This window comes from Streptomyces sp. CO7 (assembly GCF_053474865.1).
The window spans coordinates 232,075-248,145 of the sequence record NZ_JBRIOU010000005.1; the positions used below are offsets into that span (position 1 = coordinate 232,075).

General features: G+C 73.2%; 12 protein-coding genes and 1 tRNA gene. 3 read left to right on the forward strand and 10 right to left on the reverse strand.

Annotated elements, in window-relative coordinates; genetic code table 11:
* Window positions 1–282: 282 nt before the first annotated feature.
* The 3 genes from ACOV8S_RS19515 to ACOV8S_RS19525 are packed head-to-tail and all read right to left on the reverse strand — an operon-like array spanning window position 283 to window position 4,405.
* A complete protein-coding gene (locus ACOV8S_RS19515) occupies window positions 283–1,641 on the reverse strand; it encodes an AAA domain-containing protein (RefSeq protein WP_448319079.1) in 1,359 nt (452 codons plus the stop codon).
* The gene (locus ACOV8S_RS19520) at window positions 1,641–3,281 is read right to left on the reverse strand and encodes a hypothetical protein (protein ID WP_448319080.1); all 1,641 of its coding nucleotides are present in this window, start codon (window positions 3,279–3,281) and stop codon (window positions 1,641–1,643) included. The genes ACOV8S_RS19515 and ACOV8S_RS19520 overlap by 1 nt, the downstream gene beginning before the upstream one ends.
* Window positions 3,272–4,405, reverse strand: coding sequence for a hypothetical protein (locus ACOV8S_RS19525; protein WP_448319461.1), 1,134 nt, complete (start codon window positions 4,403–4,405; stop codon window positions 3,272–3,274). Before ACOV8S_RS19525 ends, ACOV8S_RS19520 begins: the two co-directional genes overlap by 10 nt.
* A 333-nt stretch (window positions 4,406–4,738) precedes the next feature.
* Between ACOV8S_RS19525 and ACOV8S_RS19530 the strand changes: the two genes are divergently transcribed.
* A complete protein-coding gene (locus ACOV8S_RS19530) occupies window positions 4,739–5,068 on the forward strand; it encodes a hypothetical protein (RefSeq protein WP_448319081.1) in 330 nt (109 codons plus the stop codon).
* A gap of 52 nt (window positions 5,069–5,120) precedes the next feature.
* Window positions 5,121–5,978 (forward strand): spermidine synthase, encoded by an 858-nt coding sequence (locus tag ACOV8S_RS19535; protein WP_448319082.1) that lies wholly within the window; start codon window positions 5,121–5,123, stop codon window positions 5,976–5,978.
* A 379-nt stretch (window positions 5,979–6,357) separates the two neighbouring features.
* Here ACOV8S_RS19535 and ACOV8S_RS19540 read toward each other — a convergent pair whose 3' ends face one another.
* From ACOV8S_RS19540 to ACOV8S_RS19555, 4 genes are all read right to left on the reverse strand, one after another.
* A complete protein-coding gene (locus ACOV8S_RS19540) occupies window positions 6,358–7,881 on the reverse strand; it encodes a GH1 family beta-glucosidase (RefSeq protein WP_448319083.1) in 1,524 nt (507 codons plus the stop codon).
* Window positions 7,882–7,993: 112 nt separating this feature from the next.
* Window positions 7,994–8,914 (reverse strand): carbohydrate ABC transporter permease, encoded by a 921-nt coding sequence (locus tag ACOV8S_RS19545; RefSeq protein WP_448319084.1) that lies wholly within the window; start codon window positions 8,912–8,914, stop codon window positions 7,994–7,996.
* A gap of 12 nt (window positions 8,915–8,926) precedes the next feature.
* Complete coding sequence (locus ACOV8S_RS19550) at window positions 8,927–9,934, reverse strand: carbohydrate ABC transporter permease (protein ID WP_448319462.1); 1,008 nt, start codon at window positions 9,932–9,934, stop codon at window positions 8,927–8,929.
* 5 nt (window positions 9,935–9,939) lie between these two features.
* Complete coding sequence (locus tag ACOV8S_RS19555; RefSeq protein ID WP_448319085.1) at window positions 9,940–11,256, reverse strand: ABC transporter substrate-binding protein; 1,317 nt, start codon at window positions 11,254–11,256, stop codon at window positions 9,940–9,942.
* 435 nt (window positions 11,257–11,691) lie between these two features.
* On the opposite strand from ACOV8S_RS19555, the gene ACOV8S_RS19560 reads away from it, so the two are divergent.
* Entirely contained in the window at window positions 11,692–12,750 is a 1,059-nt protein-coding gene (locus ACOV8S_RS19560) for a LacI family DNA-binding transcriptional regulator (protein WP_351118331.1), read from the forward strand.
* 113 nt (window positions 12,751–12,863) lie between these two features.
* On the opposite strand, the gene ACOV8S_RS19565 is transcribed toward ACOV8S_RS19560, so the two are convergent.
* From ACOV8S_RS19565 to ACOV8S_RS19575, 3 genes are all read right to left on the reverse strand, one after another.
* A tRNA-His gene (locus ACOV8S_RS19565) sits at window positions 12,864–12,936 on the reverse strand.
* 122 nt (window positions 12,937–13,058) lie between these two features.
* Window positions 13,059–13,661, reverse strand: coding sequence for an oligoribonuclease (gene orn, locus ACOV8S_RS19570; RefSeq protein WP_448319086.1), 603 nt, complete (start codon window positions 13,659–13,661; stop codon window positions 13,059–13,061).
* 473 nt (window positions 13,662–14,134) lie between these two features.
* Window positions 14,135–15,376, reverse strand: a complete 1,242-nt coding sequence (locus ACOV8S_RS19575; RefSeq protein WP_448319087.1) for a GlxA family transcriptional regulator — start codon at window positions 15,374–15,376, stop codon at window positions 14,135–14,137.
* Window positions 15,377–16,071 lie beyond the last annotated feature (695 nt).

Here is a 16,071-nt window from a genome sequence, read left to right on the forward strand (position 1 = left end):
AATCAGCCGTTTTCCCGGGCCCGGACGCCGGGGCGGCCCGCCCTCCGCGGCCGCCCCGCCTCCCGTGGGTGCGGGGACGGCACGGAGGGGCCAGGGCACCAAGGAGCGGAGACGGCGTGGTTGGCCTCCCGGCCGTCGGGGCTGTGCCCGGTGGCCGCCTCCGGCGGTGTGCCGGACTCCGTCCGGCGGGTGCTCGGGCGTGCCGGTGGGTCGGGGCGCCGGGGCGTGGAGGCGGCGCGGTGGGTCAGGGGCGTCAAGGGACGCGGTGTTCGGCGAGGTGGGTCAGGGGCGCCAGGGGACGCGGTGTTCGGCGAGGTGGGAGAGGACCGCGTGGTTGGCCTCCCAGCCGTCCGGGAACTTCACGGTGACTCCCAGCTGCACCGGCTCGGTGGAGGGGTGGTCGTCGAGCAGGTCGGCGACCCCCGCCCGGCAGACGACGATGCACGCGTGCCGGTGCCGTGACGCGAGGACGCACAGCCGCCCCGTCTCCAGGTGGAACGCCGTCGCGTCCGGGCGCCCGGACAGCGGGTGCAGCACCACCGTCACGTCGTACTCCCGCCCCTGCAGCCGGTTGGCGGTGTCGACGACGACGTCCCGCACCCCCAGCTCGGCCAGCGCCGCCCGCACCGCGGCCGCCTGGTCGCGGTGGGCCGTGCCGACCGCGACCCGGTCGGCGGTCAGCGGCGCCGGGACCTCCGACCGCTCCGAGACCGCCGCCCCGCCCCGGTCCAGCAGCCGCCGCACCACCATGGCGACCGCCCGCACCGCCTCCGGGTCGGTGCGCGGCGTCAGCCGGTGCGGCAGCTCCAGCAGCCCCCACCCCGAATGCGCCGCCTCGTCGATCACCCGGTCGGGACCCGACCCGTCCGACGGCACCGCGAACGACAGCCGCCGGTCGTCGAAACCGGTGCCCGCGCGGAACGGCGTGAACGGGTAGAACGCGGCGGACACCAGCGGCGCCGCCGAGGCCGGGAGGCGCCACGACACCGGCAGCCGGTGCTGCGGCAGGCCCGGGTTGTGGGCCAGCAGCGTGGAGACCGCCGAGGCGGACGGGTCGTACGACAGCCCGGCCCACTGCTCCGCGCCCACCACCGAGAACGGGTCCAGCTGACCGGGGTCGCCCACGAACAGCGCCCGGTCGAACAGCCCGGCCACCGTCAGCAGCGCGTCCGAGCGCATCTGGTACGCCTCGTCGACGATCGCCTGCTCCCAGTGCGCGTCGGACGGCTTCACGTGGCCCCACTTGGCGGCCGTGGAGATCACCACCGGCAGCCCGGCCAGCGCGGCCGCCTTGTCGGAGAGCAGGACGTTGTCCAGGCCCTCCAGCGCCTTGTCGTACGCGTCGGCGTCGCTGCTGTGCAGGCGGCCCACCGGCAGGTCGGGCCGCTTCTCGTGCAGCCGCAGCACCAGGTCGTCCACCTGCGCGTTGGTCTGCGCGATCACCATCAGCGGACGCCCCGCGTCCGCCAGCTCCAGCGCCGCCCGCACCACCAGCGTCGACTTGCCGGCGCCGGGCGGGGAGTCCACCACCACGCCGCGGTGCGCGCCGGCCTTCGTGTCGCGCAGGATCGCCTCGGTGACCCGGGCGGCCTCCGCGCCGGGATCGAAGGCCGCGGCCTGGGCGGCCCCGACGGACGTCATCACAGCAGGTCCTCCTCGGTGACGGGATCGGCGGCGGGCAGCGGGCCCGGGTCGGAGGGCGGCCCGCCGTGCGTCCACGGAGTGTTCTCCGGGTCCGGCAGCTTGGGGCCGCCGCGCGGCTCGTGCTCGAAGAGCGTGAAGCAGAGCCGGTCGCCCTTCTCCGGCACCGAGCCGAGGGCCGGCTCCTTGCCCCGGCCCATCCTGTCCACGATCCGCAGGACGACCAGCAGCGGCCCCTCCTCCGGAACCTCCCCCTCGCCGCCGCCGCCGTCCTCCTCCTCGACGGCGACGAACTGGGCCGCCTGCGGCTTGCCCTCCAGCGAACGGAAGACCTTCGCCTTCTCACCCAGGTGCGGCCGGTCCTCCGTGCGCACGGTGACCAGCGGACGCGGACTGGGGCGCCTGGTCTCCGTGTACGTCATCGTCACGTCGACGACCTCGCCGACGAAGGCCTCCCCGGTCAGCCGCCGCGCGGCCAGCACCAGCGGGTCGTCCAGCGCCTCCTGGGCGTCCAGCTTCGCCTGCTCCCGCTCGCGGCGGGCCAGCTTCTGCGCGGCCGTGACCGCGTCGTCGATCCTCGGCTGCGGGGGCTCGCCGGAGGCCACCCGGTCCCGGTGCGCGGTGAACGACCAGCGGTCGCCCGTCCAGCGGTCCGGCACCCGGGACGCCTCGGGCAGCGCGCGCAGCAGGTCCAGGCCGCGCCAGACGTTCTCCCAGGTGGGAAGCGTGCGCGAGCGCACCAGCTCGCCGATCTCCCGCTCCGCCTGGGACAGGTGCGCCAGCAGCGCGTCGGCGGCCACCCCGTCCTCCGCGGCGGCCAGCGCCGAACGGGCCCGGTCGTACCGCTCGATCGCGGGGGCCAGCAGCCGGTTGTCGAAGGCGGGGTCGGTGGCCGGACCGGCCGGCGGGCACAGCAGCTGGCCCTCGGAGTCCCGCCCCAGCTCGGCCCGCAGCGCCGCCTCTGCGCCGGTCATGCCCTCGCCCTCGGGCGGGTCGATCCAGGCGAGCAGCGCCCCCAGGTGCTGGTCCTCCAGGCTGGACTGCCCGGTGGCCCAGTGCCGGGACAGCAGATCGGTCATGGCGAGCAGCAGCGAGGAACCCGGCACCCGGGCCCGCTCACCGAAATGGGTGAGCCAGCGGCCCAGCAGCGGCACCCGCGGCGGCGCCGGGTACGCCGTCTCAGGGTCCTGGTCGGCGGTGCGGCGGAACCGGGTGGAGCGGCCCAGCAGCCGCACGAACTCCACGCCGGCCCGGCTCGGCACGATCAGCTGCGGCGCGTCGGCGCACAGCTCCCGCTCCACCTTCACCTGCCGCCCCGTCTCCGGGTCGGCCTCCTTGCCCTCCACCAGCTCGACGTCGTCCGCGAAGGACTCCACGTACGGCAGCACGATGTCGGCCAGCTCGGCCAGGAAGGCGGAGCGCAGGTCACGGTCGCGGGGCTGCGGCACCACCAGCAGACGCGGCGCGTCCCGCTCGCAGCCGACCAGCGCGCCCAGCGGGGCGCCGGCCTCACCGGCCGTGGTCAGCGGCACCATGACCAGCGGGCGCTCCGCGAGGTGCCGGTGCCGCACCGTGGCGGCCGCCTGGGCGCGGCCCGCGCGGATCGCCTCGAGCCGGGCCAGCGTCGTGATCAGCGACATGACAGCGCCTCCTCCCGCAGCCGGGCCGCACGGCGCAGCGCCGCGACCGCCGGGTCGGCGGCGTCCCCCGCCTCGCCGTGCGCGGCGGCCAGCACCGCCTCCACGGCGGCCAGCTCGCCCAGCTCCGCCCGGGCGGAGCGGCCCAGCACCGTCACCGCGCCCTCGTCACGGGCCCGGGACCGGCAGTGGAAGGCCAGCTCGCAGGTGGCCAGGCACTCCGGGGTGTACTCCGCGCGCACCGACTCGACCGTCTCGGCGAGCAGGTCGGCGGGCAGCTCCGGGGAGAAGCAGGCGCCCGGGGCCAGACCCGCCGCGATCTGCTCGACCCGGGTGAGCCGGCCCAGCTGCCGTGCCGTCACCGCCCGCTGCTTGCGCACGTCCACGGCGGAGGCGGTGGGCAGGTTGGAGAAGTCCTTCGGGCAGACCAGGAGGATGCGGTGGCGCACCCGCGGCGGCGGATCGAGACGCGCGGCCACGTCCTCCAGCGCCAGCACGTACACCGCGGCCTGCCGCGCCGCCGCGCCCACCTTCGCGGCGTCCGCGGAGCCGTCCAGCATGGGGAACGACTTGATCTCCACGACCGTCCAGGTGCCGTCCGGGTGCACCACCACGGCGTCCGGCTCGAGGAAGGCGGGGGTGCCGGCCACCTCGAGGGCCAGCATGGGATGGTCCAGGAGCGTCCACGCGCCGTCCGCCTCGGCGGAGGCCTCGCGCAGGGCCAGCGCGGTACGGCCGGCGCGGCCCTGCGGGCCCGTCGCGGCGAGGTCCGGTACGCGGGCGCCGCCGGGCGGGGGCTCCGGGGCCGACGGGTCGAGCCGCTCGCGCACCAGCCGCAGCAGCTCCGCGCCGCCGTCGCCCTTCACCCGCGCCTCGAAGGCGTGGCCGCGGGTGAAGGCGAACTGGGACTGGCCGAACGGCGCGGGAGCGCCCAGCGCGCTCGCCAGCGCCGTCTTGTCCACGCCGGCGCCGTCCAGGATCGCGCGGCGTTCGCACCCGGGGTTGGCGGCCAGCGCCGCGAGGGCGCGCGCGTCCAGCGGCTTGGCCTGGACACCGGGACCGCGCAGCTCGGCCAGCCGCTGCCGCAGCGCGGGGCCGTCGCCGTGCGGGGCCTCGCCCTGGCCCACGCGGTCCCCGCCGGGCCCGGGCGACTGGTTCGGCTCGGGGCCCGGACCGCCCCGACCGGGGCGCGGGCCGCTCAGGTATTCGCTCACCCGGGGAAGTCTGGCATCCGCCACCGACAACGCGGGGTGCGCGTGTGACATGAGGGGTTCCCGGGACCGGATGACCGCATTGCGAGGGGTGGCGAAAGGAAGCGAATCGGCGCGACGGGGCGTCCGTCCGTGTCCACCGGGGGTTCACTGGCGTTGAATTCCACGCTGCCGCTGAATTCGCCGCTGGGGATTCACGCCGTGAGTTACTGCCGGTTCTCGAGCTATTGAGGTCCTTGGAGGCCGAAAATGCAGAACAGCCGTCCTTCGGTGCGAGGCGATGTGGTGACCGTTCCCACGCGGCAAGGGCTGGAGGCGGTGGACATCCTGCGCCGCCACCACGTCGCGGCGGTGGGCCCCGTGCTGCACGACGACCGGGGCGGCACGCTGGGCTTCGTGGTGCCGACCGGCACGGCGGAGCGGTGGAACGTCCCCGGCAGCCGGTGCGTCCACCGGGCCGAGGGCACGGACTGGCTCCTCCCGCCGGCCCCCGACGGCCTCGCCACCGACCCCGCCGTCCTGCGCCGCGCCCTCAGCGAGGCCGCCCGCCTCATCGCCGCGGCCGACAGCTGCAAATAGCCCCCGGGCCCGGGGCCCGGGGCCCGGGCGCTCCGGAGGCGACAATGGGCGTATGGGCAGGAAGACACGGGGCGCAACGGCCCCCGGGGTGACCGAGGAGGTCGACGGCGGGACGGCCGCGCTCGTGCCGGACCGGGACCGCCCCCGCGGCTGGACGCTGACGATCGACGGCGCGCCGCAATCCCACGTGGACCTGGACGACCCCACTCACCTCGCGTTCACCTACCAGCGGCGCATCGGGCACGTGATCGACCTGGCCGCCCCGCAGGGCAGGCCGGTGACCGCCCTCCACCTCGGCGGCGGCGCCCTCACCCTGGCGCGGTACGTCGCCGCGACCCGCCCCCGCTCCTCCCAGCAGGTCGTCGAACGCGACGGGCGCCTCGTCCAGCTGGTGCGCCGGGAACTGCCCCTGGACCCCGCCGCCCGCATCCGGGTTCGGACCGCGGACGCCCGCGAGGGCCTGGCCAAGGCCCCGGACGCCCGGGCCGACCTGGTCGTCGCCGACGTCTTCGGCGGCGCCCGCACCCCCGCCCACCTCACCTCGGTCGAGTTCCTGGACGAGGTGCGCCGCGCCCTGGCCCCCGGCGGGCGCTACGTCGCCAACATCGCGGACGGCGCGCCCCTGACGTTCCTCCGCGGCCAGATCGCCACCGCCGCCGCCCGGTTCGCCGAACTCGCGCTGATCGCGGAACCCGCGCTGCTGCGCGGCAAGCGCTTCGGCAACGCGGTGCTCGTGGCCTCCGACGCACCGCTGCCCGTCGCCGACCTGACCCGCCGCGCGGCCGGCGACCCGCACACCGCCCGGGTGGAGCACGGCCGGTCCCTGCTGGACTTCACCGGGGGCGCCGCCCCCGTCACCGACGCCACCGCCGTGGCCTCGCCCGCCCCGCCGGCCTCCGTGTTCACCTAGGGCCTGTCCGGCGGATTATGCCGTTCTTGCTGCCGGTCCCCAAGTCAGCCGCCCTGAGCGGGGTCTGGTGCGTGCGGCTGCAAGGCGGAGGAGGGAGGCGACGCGGAGCGTCGTCGACCGACGACAACGCCGCAGACGTGCGTGCCAGGCCCCGCGACCCACGTGCATCATCCGCCGGACAGGCCCTAGCCCGCGCCCCCACGGCGGCGAGGCGGCACGCCGACGGGAAAGCCCGCCCCCGGTGACCTGGTCGGCACCGGAGACGGGCTTTTCCCTCGCGCGGCCCACGCCCCCGCCGGTGGCGGGGAGGAAGTGTGGCGAGGACCCGGACCGCACGTCACAAGGGCGGCCCGTCCCCTCGCGCGGGCCGCCCAAGCCGTCAGCCCGCGTCGACGACCGGCTCCGCGACGGCCTTGGCCGCCGGCTCGACCGCGATCTCTACCGGGACGGCCGCCGGCTCCACCGGCACGGCCACGGGCTCGACCACCGGATCGGCCAGCGTGCCGGTGCGCGCGGCCTGCGCGTACCACAGGGCGCTCGCCTTCGGGGTGCGCTCCTGCGTCTCGTAGTCCACGTAGACCATGCCGAACCGCTTCGAGTAGCCGTAGGCCCACTCGAAGTTGTCCAGCAGCGACCACAGGTAGTACCCGCGCACGTCGGCGCCGTCGGCCATCGCCTGCCGCACCGTGGACAGGTGGGAGTGCAGGTAGGCGACGCGCTCGGGGTCCCGCACCTGGCCGTCGACGTCCTTGACGTCGTCGTAGGCGGCGCCGTTCTCGGTGATGTAGATCGGCAGTCCGGGAACCTCGCGCTGGTAGCGCATGATCAGGTCGTACAGACCGGTGTGGTCGACGGTCCAGCCCATGGCGGTCTGGTCGCCCGGGCTCTGGTGGAAGACCACGTCCTCCGCGCCCGGCCACGGCGAGAAGTCGCCCGTGCCGTGCGCGTCCGTGGCGGGGCCGTCCTCCGGCGCGGTGCCGGCATGGCCGACCGTGGCCGGGGTGTAGTAGTTGAGGCCCAGCGCGTCCAGCGGCTGGTGGATCAGCTTGAGGTCGCCGTCCTCGACGAAGGACCAGTCGGTCACCGAGGCGGTCGCCGGGAAGAGCGTCTCGGGGTAGGCGCCGTGCAGCATCGGACCGTGGAAGACGCCGTTGGCGAGGTCGTCGATCCGGCGGGCGGCCTCGAGGTTGCGCGGGTCGTCGGAGACGGTGCGCACCACGTGCGAGTTGAGCGCCACGGCGACCTGGTTGCGGGCCGGCATCACGGAGCGGAGCGCCGAGGTGCCCAGACCGTGGGCCAGGTTCAGGGTGTGGGCGGCGCGCAGGGCCAGCTCGCCGTCGGTGCGGCCGGGGGCGTGGACGCCGGAGCTGTAGCCCAGGAAGGCCGCGCACCAGGGCTCGTTCAGGGTGATCCACCGCTCGACGCGGTCACCGAGGGCCTCGCCGACGATCGCCGCGTACTCGGCGAACCGGTAGGCCGTCTCCCGCGCGGGCCAGCCGCCCGCGTCCTCGAGCTCCTGCGGGAGGTCCCAGTGGTAGAGGGTGACGGCGGGCGCGATGCCCTTGGCGAGCAGCTCGTCGACCAGGCGGCGGTAGAAGTCCAGGCCCTTCTGCACGGCCGGGCCGCGGCCGGTGGGCTGCACGCGGGGCCAGGCGACGGAGAAGCGGTAGGAGTTCAGGTTGAGGTCCGACATGAGGGCCACGTCGTCGCGGTACCGGTGGTAGTGGTCCACCGCGACGTCACCGTGCTCGCCCTCGTGGGTCTTGCCGGGGGTATGGCTGAAGGTGTCCCAGATGGAGGGGGTACGGCCGTCCTCACGGACCGCGCCTTCGATCTGGTAGGAGGACGTGGCCGATCCCCAGAGGAAGTTGGGGGGGAAGGAGACCTGTGCGGAATCGGGCATGGAAGCGCTCCCATGAAGTGGTCACGGCGGGACCGTGGGCGGAAGGGGGGAAGGGGAAGAGCGGGAACGCGGGGCCGGCCACCCGTGGAGAGGGGCCGGCCCCGCGGAGTGATCAGCCCTTGACGGCGCCCTGCATGATGCCGCCCACGATCTGCTTGCCGAAGATCACGAAGACGAGCAGCAGCGGCAGCGTGCCGAGCAGTGCGCCGGCCATGATGAGGGCCTGGTCCGGGGTGTAGCCGCGGCCGAGTCCGGCCAGCGCCACCTGCACGGTCGGACTGCCGTGCTGGGTCAGGACGAGGAACGGCCACAGGAAGTCGTTCCAGGTCTCGACGAACTTCAGCATCGCCAGCACCGCCATCGCGGGCCGGGCGATCGGGAACACGATGTGCCACAGGATGCGCCAGGTGCTCGCGCCGTCCACCCGGCCCGCCTCGATCAGTTCGTCGGGCAGCGCCTGGATGAGGTACTGGCGCATGAAGAACACGCCGAACGCGTTGACCAGCGAGGGCAGCAGCACCGCCTGGAGCTGGTCGGACCAGTCGAGCTTGGCCACCATCATGTACAGCGGGATCACGCTGAGCTGCGGCGGCACCATCATCGTGCCGATCACGACCAGCAGCAGCGCGTTGCTCCCCTTGAAGCGAAGCTTGGCGAAGGCGAAGCCGGCCATCGTCGACAGGAAGCAGATGGTCAGTGCCGAGGTGCCGGCCACGAAGGTGGTGTTGATGAAGGCTTCGCCGAGGTTGCCGTCGGCCCACGCCGCCTCGACCTTGTCGAAGAGGTTGGCGCCGAACCAGAACGGCGGGGGCGACTGGGCCAGCCGGGTGTTGTCCCGGGAGGCCGCGACAGCCGTCCAGAACAGCGGGAAGAGCGATCCCAGCGTGAACAGCGCGAGGAGCACGTAGGTGAGCGGACCGGCATGGAAGTGTCCGCCCGCCCGTGCGGACTTGGGTCCGCGGCGCCGGGGGGCCTTGGCGCCCGGCGTCTTCTCGGGCGCCGGTTGCTGCGGCGGGGTCAGGGTCGTCGTCACGGCCGGGTCTCCTTAACTACTGGTGCGCAGCCGGCGCGAGATGACGGAGTTCACCAGACCGATCACGATCAGGATCGCGAACATCGTCCAGGCGATCGCCGAGGCGCGGCCCAGGTGCTGGTTCACCCAGCCCTGCTCGTACAGGTACAGGCCGAGGGTCTGGAAGTCGTGCAGCGAGCCGCCGGAGGCGCCCTTGCTCGTGTCGAAGAGCAGAGCCTCGCCGAAGATCTGGGTGGCGCCGATGGTGGACACCACGACGGTGAACAGGATCGTCGGGCGCAGCGAGGGCAGCGTCACGTGGAAGAACTGCCGCCACCGGGAGGCGCCGTCGAGCGCGGCCGACTCGTAGAGGTCGTGCGGGATCGCCTGCATGGCGGCCAGGTAGATCAGGGCGTTGTAACCGGTCCACCGCCAGATGACGATGGTGGACACGGCGAACTTCGAGGCCCAGCCGGCCTGCCAGTCGACCGGATTGATGCCGAGGAAGTTCAGCGCCCAGTTGATCATGCCGTAGTCACGGCCGAAGAGCAGGACGAAGACCAGCGTCGCCGCGGCCACCGAGGTGGCGTACGGGGCGAGCATGGAGACCCGCCAGAACGTGGAGCCGCGCAGCTTGTAGTTGAGGAGGTGGGCGATGCCCATCGCCATGGCGAGCTGCGGGACGGTCGAGATGACGCCGATGAACAGCGTGTTGCGGGCCGCGTTCCAGAAGAACTCGTCGTCGAAGATCCGGACGAAGTTCTTCAGGCCGGCCCACTCCATGTCGGTGGGCGCGGTCAGCTCCACCGTGTGGAACGACGCCCAGCCGGTGTACAGGAGCGGGAACAGACCGAAGGCGATGAACAGGAGGAAGAACGGGGCGACGAAGGCGTACGGGCTCCAGCGCAGGTCCCGCTGCCAGCGGCGGGACAGCTTGGCCCGCTGTCGGTCGTCCTCCGGGGCGCTGCCGGCCGGACGTGAACCGGCCGGGGCCGCGCCCCCCTTGACGGGGGGCGCGGCGATGGAGTGCCGGGAAGGCATACCGGTCACTTCTCCAGGTTGTTGTCGATGGTCTTGATCGCGTTGGACCAGGCCTGCTCGGCGGACTTGCCCTTCGTCACCAGGATCACGCCGTTGTCGGTCAGACCCTGCTGGATGATCTGGTCCTTGGCGCCGATCACCTGGACCGGGGCGGACTTGGCCGCGTCACCGAAGATCTGGCCGATCGGGGCCTCGCCGGTCATCTTGTTCTTCGCGGCGAGAACCTGGTCACCCTCGTAGGTGGACGGGGCGCTCGGGAAGGAACCGCGCTTGGCGAAGAGCGTCGCCTGCTGCTCCGGGGCGGTCAGCCACGCGGCCAGCTTGGCGGCCGCCTCGGCGTTCTTGCCGGCCTTCGGGACGGCCAGGAAGGAACCGCCCCAGTTGCCGGCCTTGGGCGCCTTGGCGACGTCCCACTTGCCCGCGGACGAGGCCTCGGACTTGCTCTCGATGTAACCGAGCATCCACGGCGGGCAGGACATCGCCGCGAACTTGCCCTTGGCGATGGTGGTGTCCCACGCGGGCTGGAACTGGACCTGCTTGCCGATCAGCCCCTCCTCGGCGGCGTCGGCGGTGAGGTCGAAGGCGTCCTTGACGGCCGGGTTGGTCTTGTAGATGACCTCGCCCTGCGCGTTGTAGAACTTCTCCGTCTCACTGGACAGGACGGCGTTCAGCAGACCGCCGGGGGAGTCCATGAAGGTGACGCCCTTGGGCGCGCCCTTCTTGAAGTCACGGCCGACGTCGACGAACTTCGCCCAGTCGCCCTCCCACAGCTTCGCGAGCTCCTCGCGGTCGGTGGGCAGGCCCGCCTTCTCGAAGAGGTCCTTGCGGTAGCAGATCGCCATCGGGCCGACGTCGGTGCCGAGGGCGACCGTCTTGCCGTCCTTGGCGGTGCCCTGGGCCCACTTCCACTCCAGGAAGTCGCCCTTCTTGCCGTACTTGGAGAGGTCGACCAGCTTGTCGGCCTGGGTGGCGGTGATCTCGGCGATGTTGCCGACCTCGACACCCTGGATGTCCTGGAGGCCGCTGCCGGTGGTCAGGTGGTTGACGAGAGCCGGGTAGTAGTTCTCGTTGCGCTCGACCACCGTCTCCTTGATCTGGACGTCGGGGTTCTGCTTCATGTACTCGTCGTACAGCCCCGCCTCCTTGAAGCCGAACGTGCCGAACAGCCCGACGGTGATGGTGGTCTTGCCGTCGCTGTTGCCGGACGAGGTGGCGTCCTCGTCCTTGCCGTCGTCGGCGCAGCCGGCCAGCAGTCCGGCGCCGAGCGCCGCGACCGTTGCGAGAACCACTGCCCTGTGGCGGGCGGTTCGAATGGCGCGCATGGTCGTCCCTCCTGATTGCCCTGAACGTGCCTACCCCCGGGCCAAAGGTCACTGGCGACCTCTGATCTTCTTGCTGCGGCGCGGGCGGGGAACGCGTGGGTTGGGTTTGGGTCAGGTACCGTGAGAGCGCGTGGGAGCGCTCCCAGAAGTGATGTGTTGAAGAGTCCCGGGTCGTGGCGGGGGTGTCAAGGGAAGTGACGCCTGGATCTTGCCGGGGTTATCAGGGTGTTACCGAATGGGGAGAACCCGGTCAACGCGCGGCAGCGTGCGAATACTTGGTACCCCCGGGTGGCGCTCCGCGCGTAGACCCTTGTCCCGCAAGGGGTCGAGTACGCGCCAAGGTGGGCCGCCCACGCAGCACATGGCGGTGGCCGGACCCGGGAGTGCCCGGAACGGCTGTTAGATTCCAGGACCGGTACGAACAGGAGGCGGCGGATGGCGAGCCACGGACGAGGCCGAAGCGGCGGGCGACCCACCCTTGAGGAGGTCGCGGCCCGGGCGGGCGTCGGCCGCGGCACGGTCTCGCGCGTGATCAACGGCTCGCCCAGCGTCAGCGAGGCCACCCGCGCCGCCGTGGAGGCGGCCGTCGCCGAGCTCGGCTACGTGCCCAACACGGCGGCCCGCGCGCTGGCCGCCAACCGGACCGACGCCATCGCCCTGGTCGTCCCGGAGTCGGAGACCCGCTTCTTCGCCGAGCCGTACTTCTCCGACATGCTGCGGGGCGTCGGCACCGCCCTCACGGACACCGAGATGCAGCTCCTGCTCATATTCGCGGGCAACGACCGCGAACGGCAGCGCCTGGCCCAGTACCTGGCCGCGCACCGGGTGGACGGCGTGCTGCTGGTGTCGGTGCACGCCGACGACCCGCTGCCCGACATGATCTCCGAGCTGGGCATTCCCGCCGTGATCAGCGGTCCGCGCAGCGCCGACGAGCCGCTGGCCTCGGTCGACTCCGACAACCACGGCGGCGGCCGCTCGGCCACCGCCCACCTGATCGAGCGGGGGCGCCGCCGGATCGCCCACATCACCGGCCGCCTCGACGTGTACGGCGCCCAGCGCCGCACCGACGGGTACCGCACCGCCCTCGCGGAGGCCGGCCTCGCGGAGGACGAGGGGCTGGTGGAGCCGGGCGACTTCAGCGAGGAGGGCGGCCGTCGCGCCATGGCGGCCCTGCTGGAACGCCGGCCCGACCTGGACGCCGTCTTCGCCGCATCCGACGTCACCGCGGCCGGCGCCCGGCAGGTGCTGCGGGAGGCCGGGCGGAGCATCCCCGACGACGTGGCCCTGGTCGGCTACGACGACTCGGCCATCGCCCGCCACATGGACCCGCCGCTGACCAGCGTCCGGCAGCCCATAACGGAGATGGGCCGGGTCATGACCGACCTGCTGCTGGAGGAGACGGCCACCCGCGAACCGCGGCAGCGGGTCCCGGCCGGAATTCGCCGGGTCCAGACCGTTCTGCCCACCCAGCTGGTGCTGCGCCAGTCGTCCTGAGGCGTTCGGGGCTTCATGCCCCGGACGCCCCCGGGCGCGGCGATGTCTCCAACTCTTGAAACGAGGAAGGCCCTCGGTCCGGTGTTTCCACCGGCCCGGGGGCCTTCTTTCAGGGTGAGTGACGGGACTTGAACCCGCGACATCCTGGACCACAACCAGGTGCTCTGCCAGCTGAGCTACACCCACCATGACCGGCGGTTCGGTACCTTGCGGTTTCTTTCCGACCGGCCGAGAAAAAGTGTACAGGGTCGGAAGGGGTGCTCGCGCCGCCCTTTTCCGGCGCCCCTCGCCGAGGGGCGCCGGGCGGGTCAGCCGCCGGAGACGACGTGCTTGGCGGCGATGGTGCGGGCGGTGGCGGAGTCCGGCCCCGGCTGGGGCACGAAGACCGCCTCGCGGTAGTAGCGCAGCTCGGCGATGGACTCACGGATGTCCGCGAGGGCCCGGTGGTTGCCGGCCTTCTCGGGCGCGTTGAAGTACGCCTGCGGGTACCAGCGGCGCGCCAGCTCCTTCACCGAGGAGACGTCGACGATCCGGTAGTGCATGAAGGACTCCAGCGTCGGCATGTCCCGCAGCAGGAAGCCGCGGTCGGTGCCGACGGTGTTCCCGCACAGCGGGGCCTTGCCGGGGTCCTTCACGTGCTCACGGATGTAGGAGAGGACCCGCTCCTCGGCGTCGGCCAGGGTGGTGCCGCCGGCCAGCTCGGTCAGCAGACCGGACGCGGTGTGCATCTGGCGCACCACCTCCGGCATCGTCTCCAGCGCCGAGTCCGGCGGGCGGATGACGATGTCCACCCCCTCGCCGAGCACGTTCAGCTCGGAGTCGGTGACGAGGGCGGCCACCTCGATGAGAGCGTCGTCGGACAGCGAGAGGCCGGTCATCTCGCAGTCGATCCACACCATGCGATCGTTCATACGTCCACCCTACGGGGCGGCGCCGTGACCGTATGCGCTGCCGTACGAGCCGGTGTGCGAAGGGGGCGCGGCCCGGTCCGCCGTGACCGCGCGCACCCGCGCGCGCCGGGGGCGTGCCTCCGGGGTCCGACCGTGCGTCGAGCCCGCGCCCGCCGGTTGGTCCGGTTGCGCTTGCCGGGGCGTAACACGGGGACCACCGGCCCGTGCTTCGAGCCGCTCCGTATACGAAGGGCATGCCCGTATGTACACGGAGGATGTACACGCAGGCCGGGGCGCCCGCACGCGAAGGCCGCGTCCGCCCGCCGAGCCGGGGCCGGGCCAGCCGGTCGCGCGGGCCCGCCGGAGGCCGGACATCCTGCTGGAGCCGGACAACGGGGTGCGCCCCCGCCCGGGCCGAGTCGGTGGCCGCCCGGAAAAGGGAAAGGGAAAGGGGCGCGCCGTGGCGCGCCCCTTTCTTCCTGCGGTTCAGCCGGTCAGCGGCGGCCGGGCAGGGTGGGCCGCGGGAGGACCTCGCCGTTCTCCGCAGGCCGCCGGGACTGCGAGGGCACGCCCGGCGCCCCGGACAGCTGCGGCGGGTCCGCCGGCAGCGGCGGGGCGCCCGGACCCTGCTGCGGCACACCGGCGGACGGTCCGTGCTCCACGGCGACGCTCTGCTCGCTCTGCGGACGCCGGGCCCGGTACGCGGCCCGGTAGGCCGCCGGGGAGGCCCCCAGCTGGCGCCGGAAGTGCCCGCGCAGGGCCACCGGCGAGCGGAAGCCGCACCGGCCGGCGACCTCGTCGACCGAGTAGTCGGAGGTCTCCAGCAGTCGCTGTGCCTGGAGCACCCGCTGGGTGATCAGCCACTGCAGCGGGGCGCTGCCGGTCAGCGAGCGGAACCGCCGGTCGAACGTACGCCGCGACATGTAGGCGCGCGCCGCCAGCTGCTCGACGTCGAACTGCTCGTGCAGGTGCTCCAGCGCCCAGGCGACGACCTCGGCCAGCGGGTCGGCGCCGATCTCCTCGGGTAAAGACCTGTCGAGGTAGCGCTCCTGCGCCGCCCCGCCTCCCGCTCCGCCCGCGTGCCCGCTGCCGCCGCCCCTGCGGGGCGGCACGACCAGGCGGCGGGCCAGCGCGTTGGCCGCCTCGTTCCCGTGGTCCGAGCGGACGATGTGCAGGCACAGGTCGATCCCGGCGCCGGTCCCGGCCGAGGTCAGCACGTCGCCGTCGTCGACGAAGAGCTCCCGCGGGTCGACGTGGACCGACGGGTAGCGCTTGGCGAGCGTGGGCGCGTACATCCAGTGCGTGGTCGCCGGACGCCCGTCCAGCAGTCCGGCCGCGGCCAGCACGAACGCGCCGGTGCACAGGCCGACGATGCGGGCCCCCTCCTCGTGCGCCCGGCGCAGCACGTCGAGTGCCTGCTCGGGGGGCGGGGAGGTGATCGAACGCCACGCGGGCACCACCACGGTGCCGGCCCGGCCGATCGCGTCGAGGCCGTGCGGCGCGGAGAGTTCCAGGCCCCCCGTTGTCCGCAGCGGTCCCTCTTCGCCGGCGCACACCAGCAGCCGGTATCGCGGTACGCCGGCGTCCTGCCGGTCGATGCCGAACACCGAGAGCGGGATGGAGCTCTCGAAGATCGGACCGCCACTGAACAGCAGTACCGCGACGATCTCCTTGCGGCGCCGGCCGGACAGCTTTCTGACGGCTGTGTCCGACACGGCGGTGGAGTCGTGGCTCATCCTGCTAAGCCCCCCTCGGTGGTCGCGGCGCCTCTCACTGGACGGGTCTTTCGTTCCAGCACGTTTCCCCTCGGTCCCGAACGAATCCCCCGCCGGACGACAGTCAAGATCGAATCTACTGTGTCCGACGTTGCCGGGAAGCCCAGTTGGACAAGCGCCGGAATGTCGACATGGCAACTTGGCGTAAAGCATTCGATCACGAAGGGTCGCGGCGCGGGAGGGGGCGGAGAAGCGCGCCGTGCGCCGGTGGCCAATCCGCGTAGGGTACCTGAGGCGGTCCGCACCCTTTTTGCCCTGGTGGAACGGTGGTTGGGGGGACGTTTCGGCACAGGTGTGCCGTGTCCGGGAAGTTGGCTGAAAGTGTGCGGCGGCCGGAACGGAAACCGGTCAGTCGCAAGGGGGTGCGCGGCGGGCGGCCCGACGTGCCTCCGTGCGCCCCGCGTGCCCCGTGGCGCACGTGACCTGTGGTGCGCGTGTGGCACCGCGCCCCCGGTGCGGTGGCGCGTCGTCGTGCAACGCCGCGCGTTCGGCGGGCGTGCCGGGCCTGCTTCCGGTGCGTCGTGGCGCGGAAACGTCGCCGGCCGCGGGGAGGCGGCCGTCGAGGTGAGGGTCCCGCGTCCCCCCGCCCGGCCTGCGGGTCGGCCGGCGCCGCGGGCGCCCGGCGGGCGTCGGCCGTGCGGGGGACGGTGCCGCGG

Bases quoted from the DNA above. Each gene is read 5' to 3' on its own strand.
- ACOV8S_RS19520 (WP_448319080.1), bottom strand. From the start codon at position 3,281: ATGTCGCTGATCACGACGCTGGCCCGGCTCGAGGCGATCCGCGCGGGC.
- orn (WP_448319086.1), bottom strand. From the start codon at position 13,661: ATGAACGATCGCATGGTGTGGATCGACTGCGAGATGACCGGCCTCTCG.
- ACOV8S_RS19575 (WP_448319087.1), bottom strand. From the start codon at position 15,376: ATGAGCCACGACTCCACCGCCGTGTCGGACACAGCCGTCAGAAAGCTG.
- ACOV8S_RS19530 (WP_448319081.1), top strand. From the start codon at position 4,739: ATGCAGAACAGCCGTCCTTCGGTGCGAGGCGATGTGGTGACCGTTCCC.
- ACOV8S_RS19540 (WP_448319083.1), bottom strand. From the start codon at position 7,881: ATGCCCGATTCCGCACAGGTCTCCTTCCCCCCCAACTTCCTCTGGGGA.
- ACOV8S_RS19535 (WP_448319082.1), top strand. From the start codon at position 5,121: ATGGGCAGGAAGACACGGGGCGCAACGGCCCCCGGGGTGACCGAGGAG.
- ACOV8S_RS19515 (WP_448319079.1), bottom strand. From the start codon at position 1,641: ATGACGTCCGTCGGGGCCGCCCAGGCCGCGGCCTTCGATCCCGGCGCG.
- ACOV8S_RS19555 (WP_448319085.1), bottom strand. From the start codon at position 11,256: ATGCGCGCCATTCGAACCGCCCGCCACAGGGCAGTGGTTCTCGCAACG.
- ACOV8S_RS19550 (WP_448319462.1), bottom strand. From the start codon at position 9,934: ATGCCTTCCCGGCACTCCATCGCCGCGCCCCCCGTCAAGGGGGGCGCG.
- ACOV8S_RS19560 (WP_351118331.1), top strand. From the start codon at position 11,692: ATGGCGAGCCACGGACGAGGCCGAAGCGGCGGGCGACCCACCCTTGAG.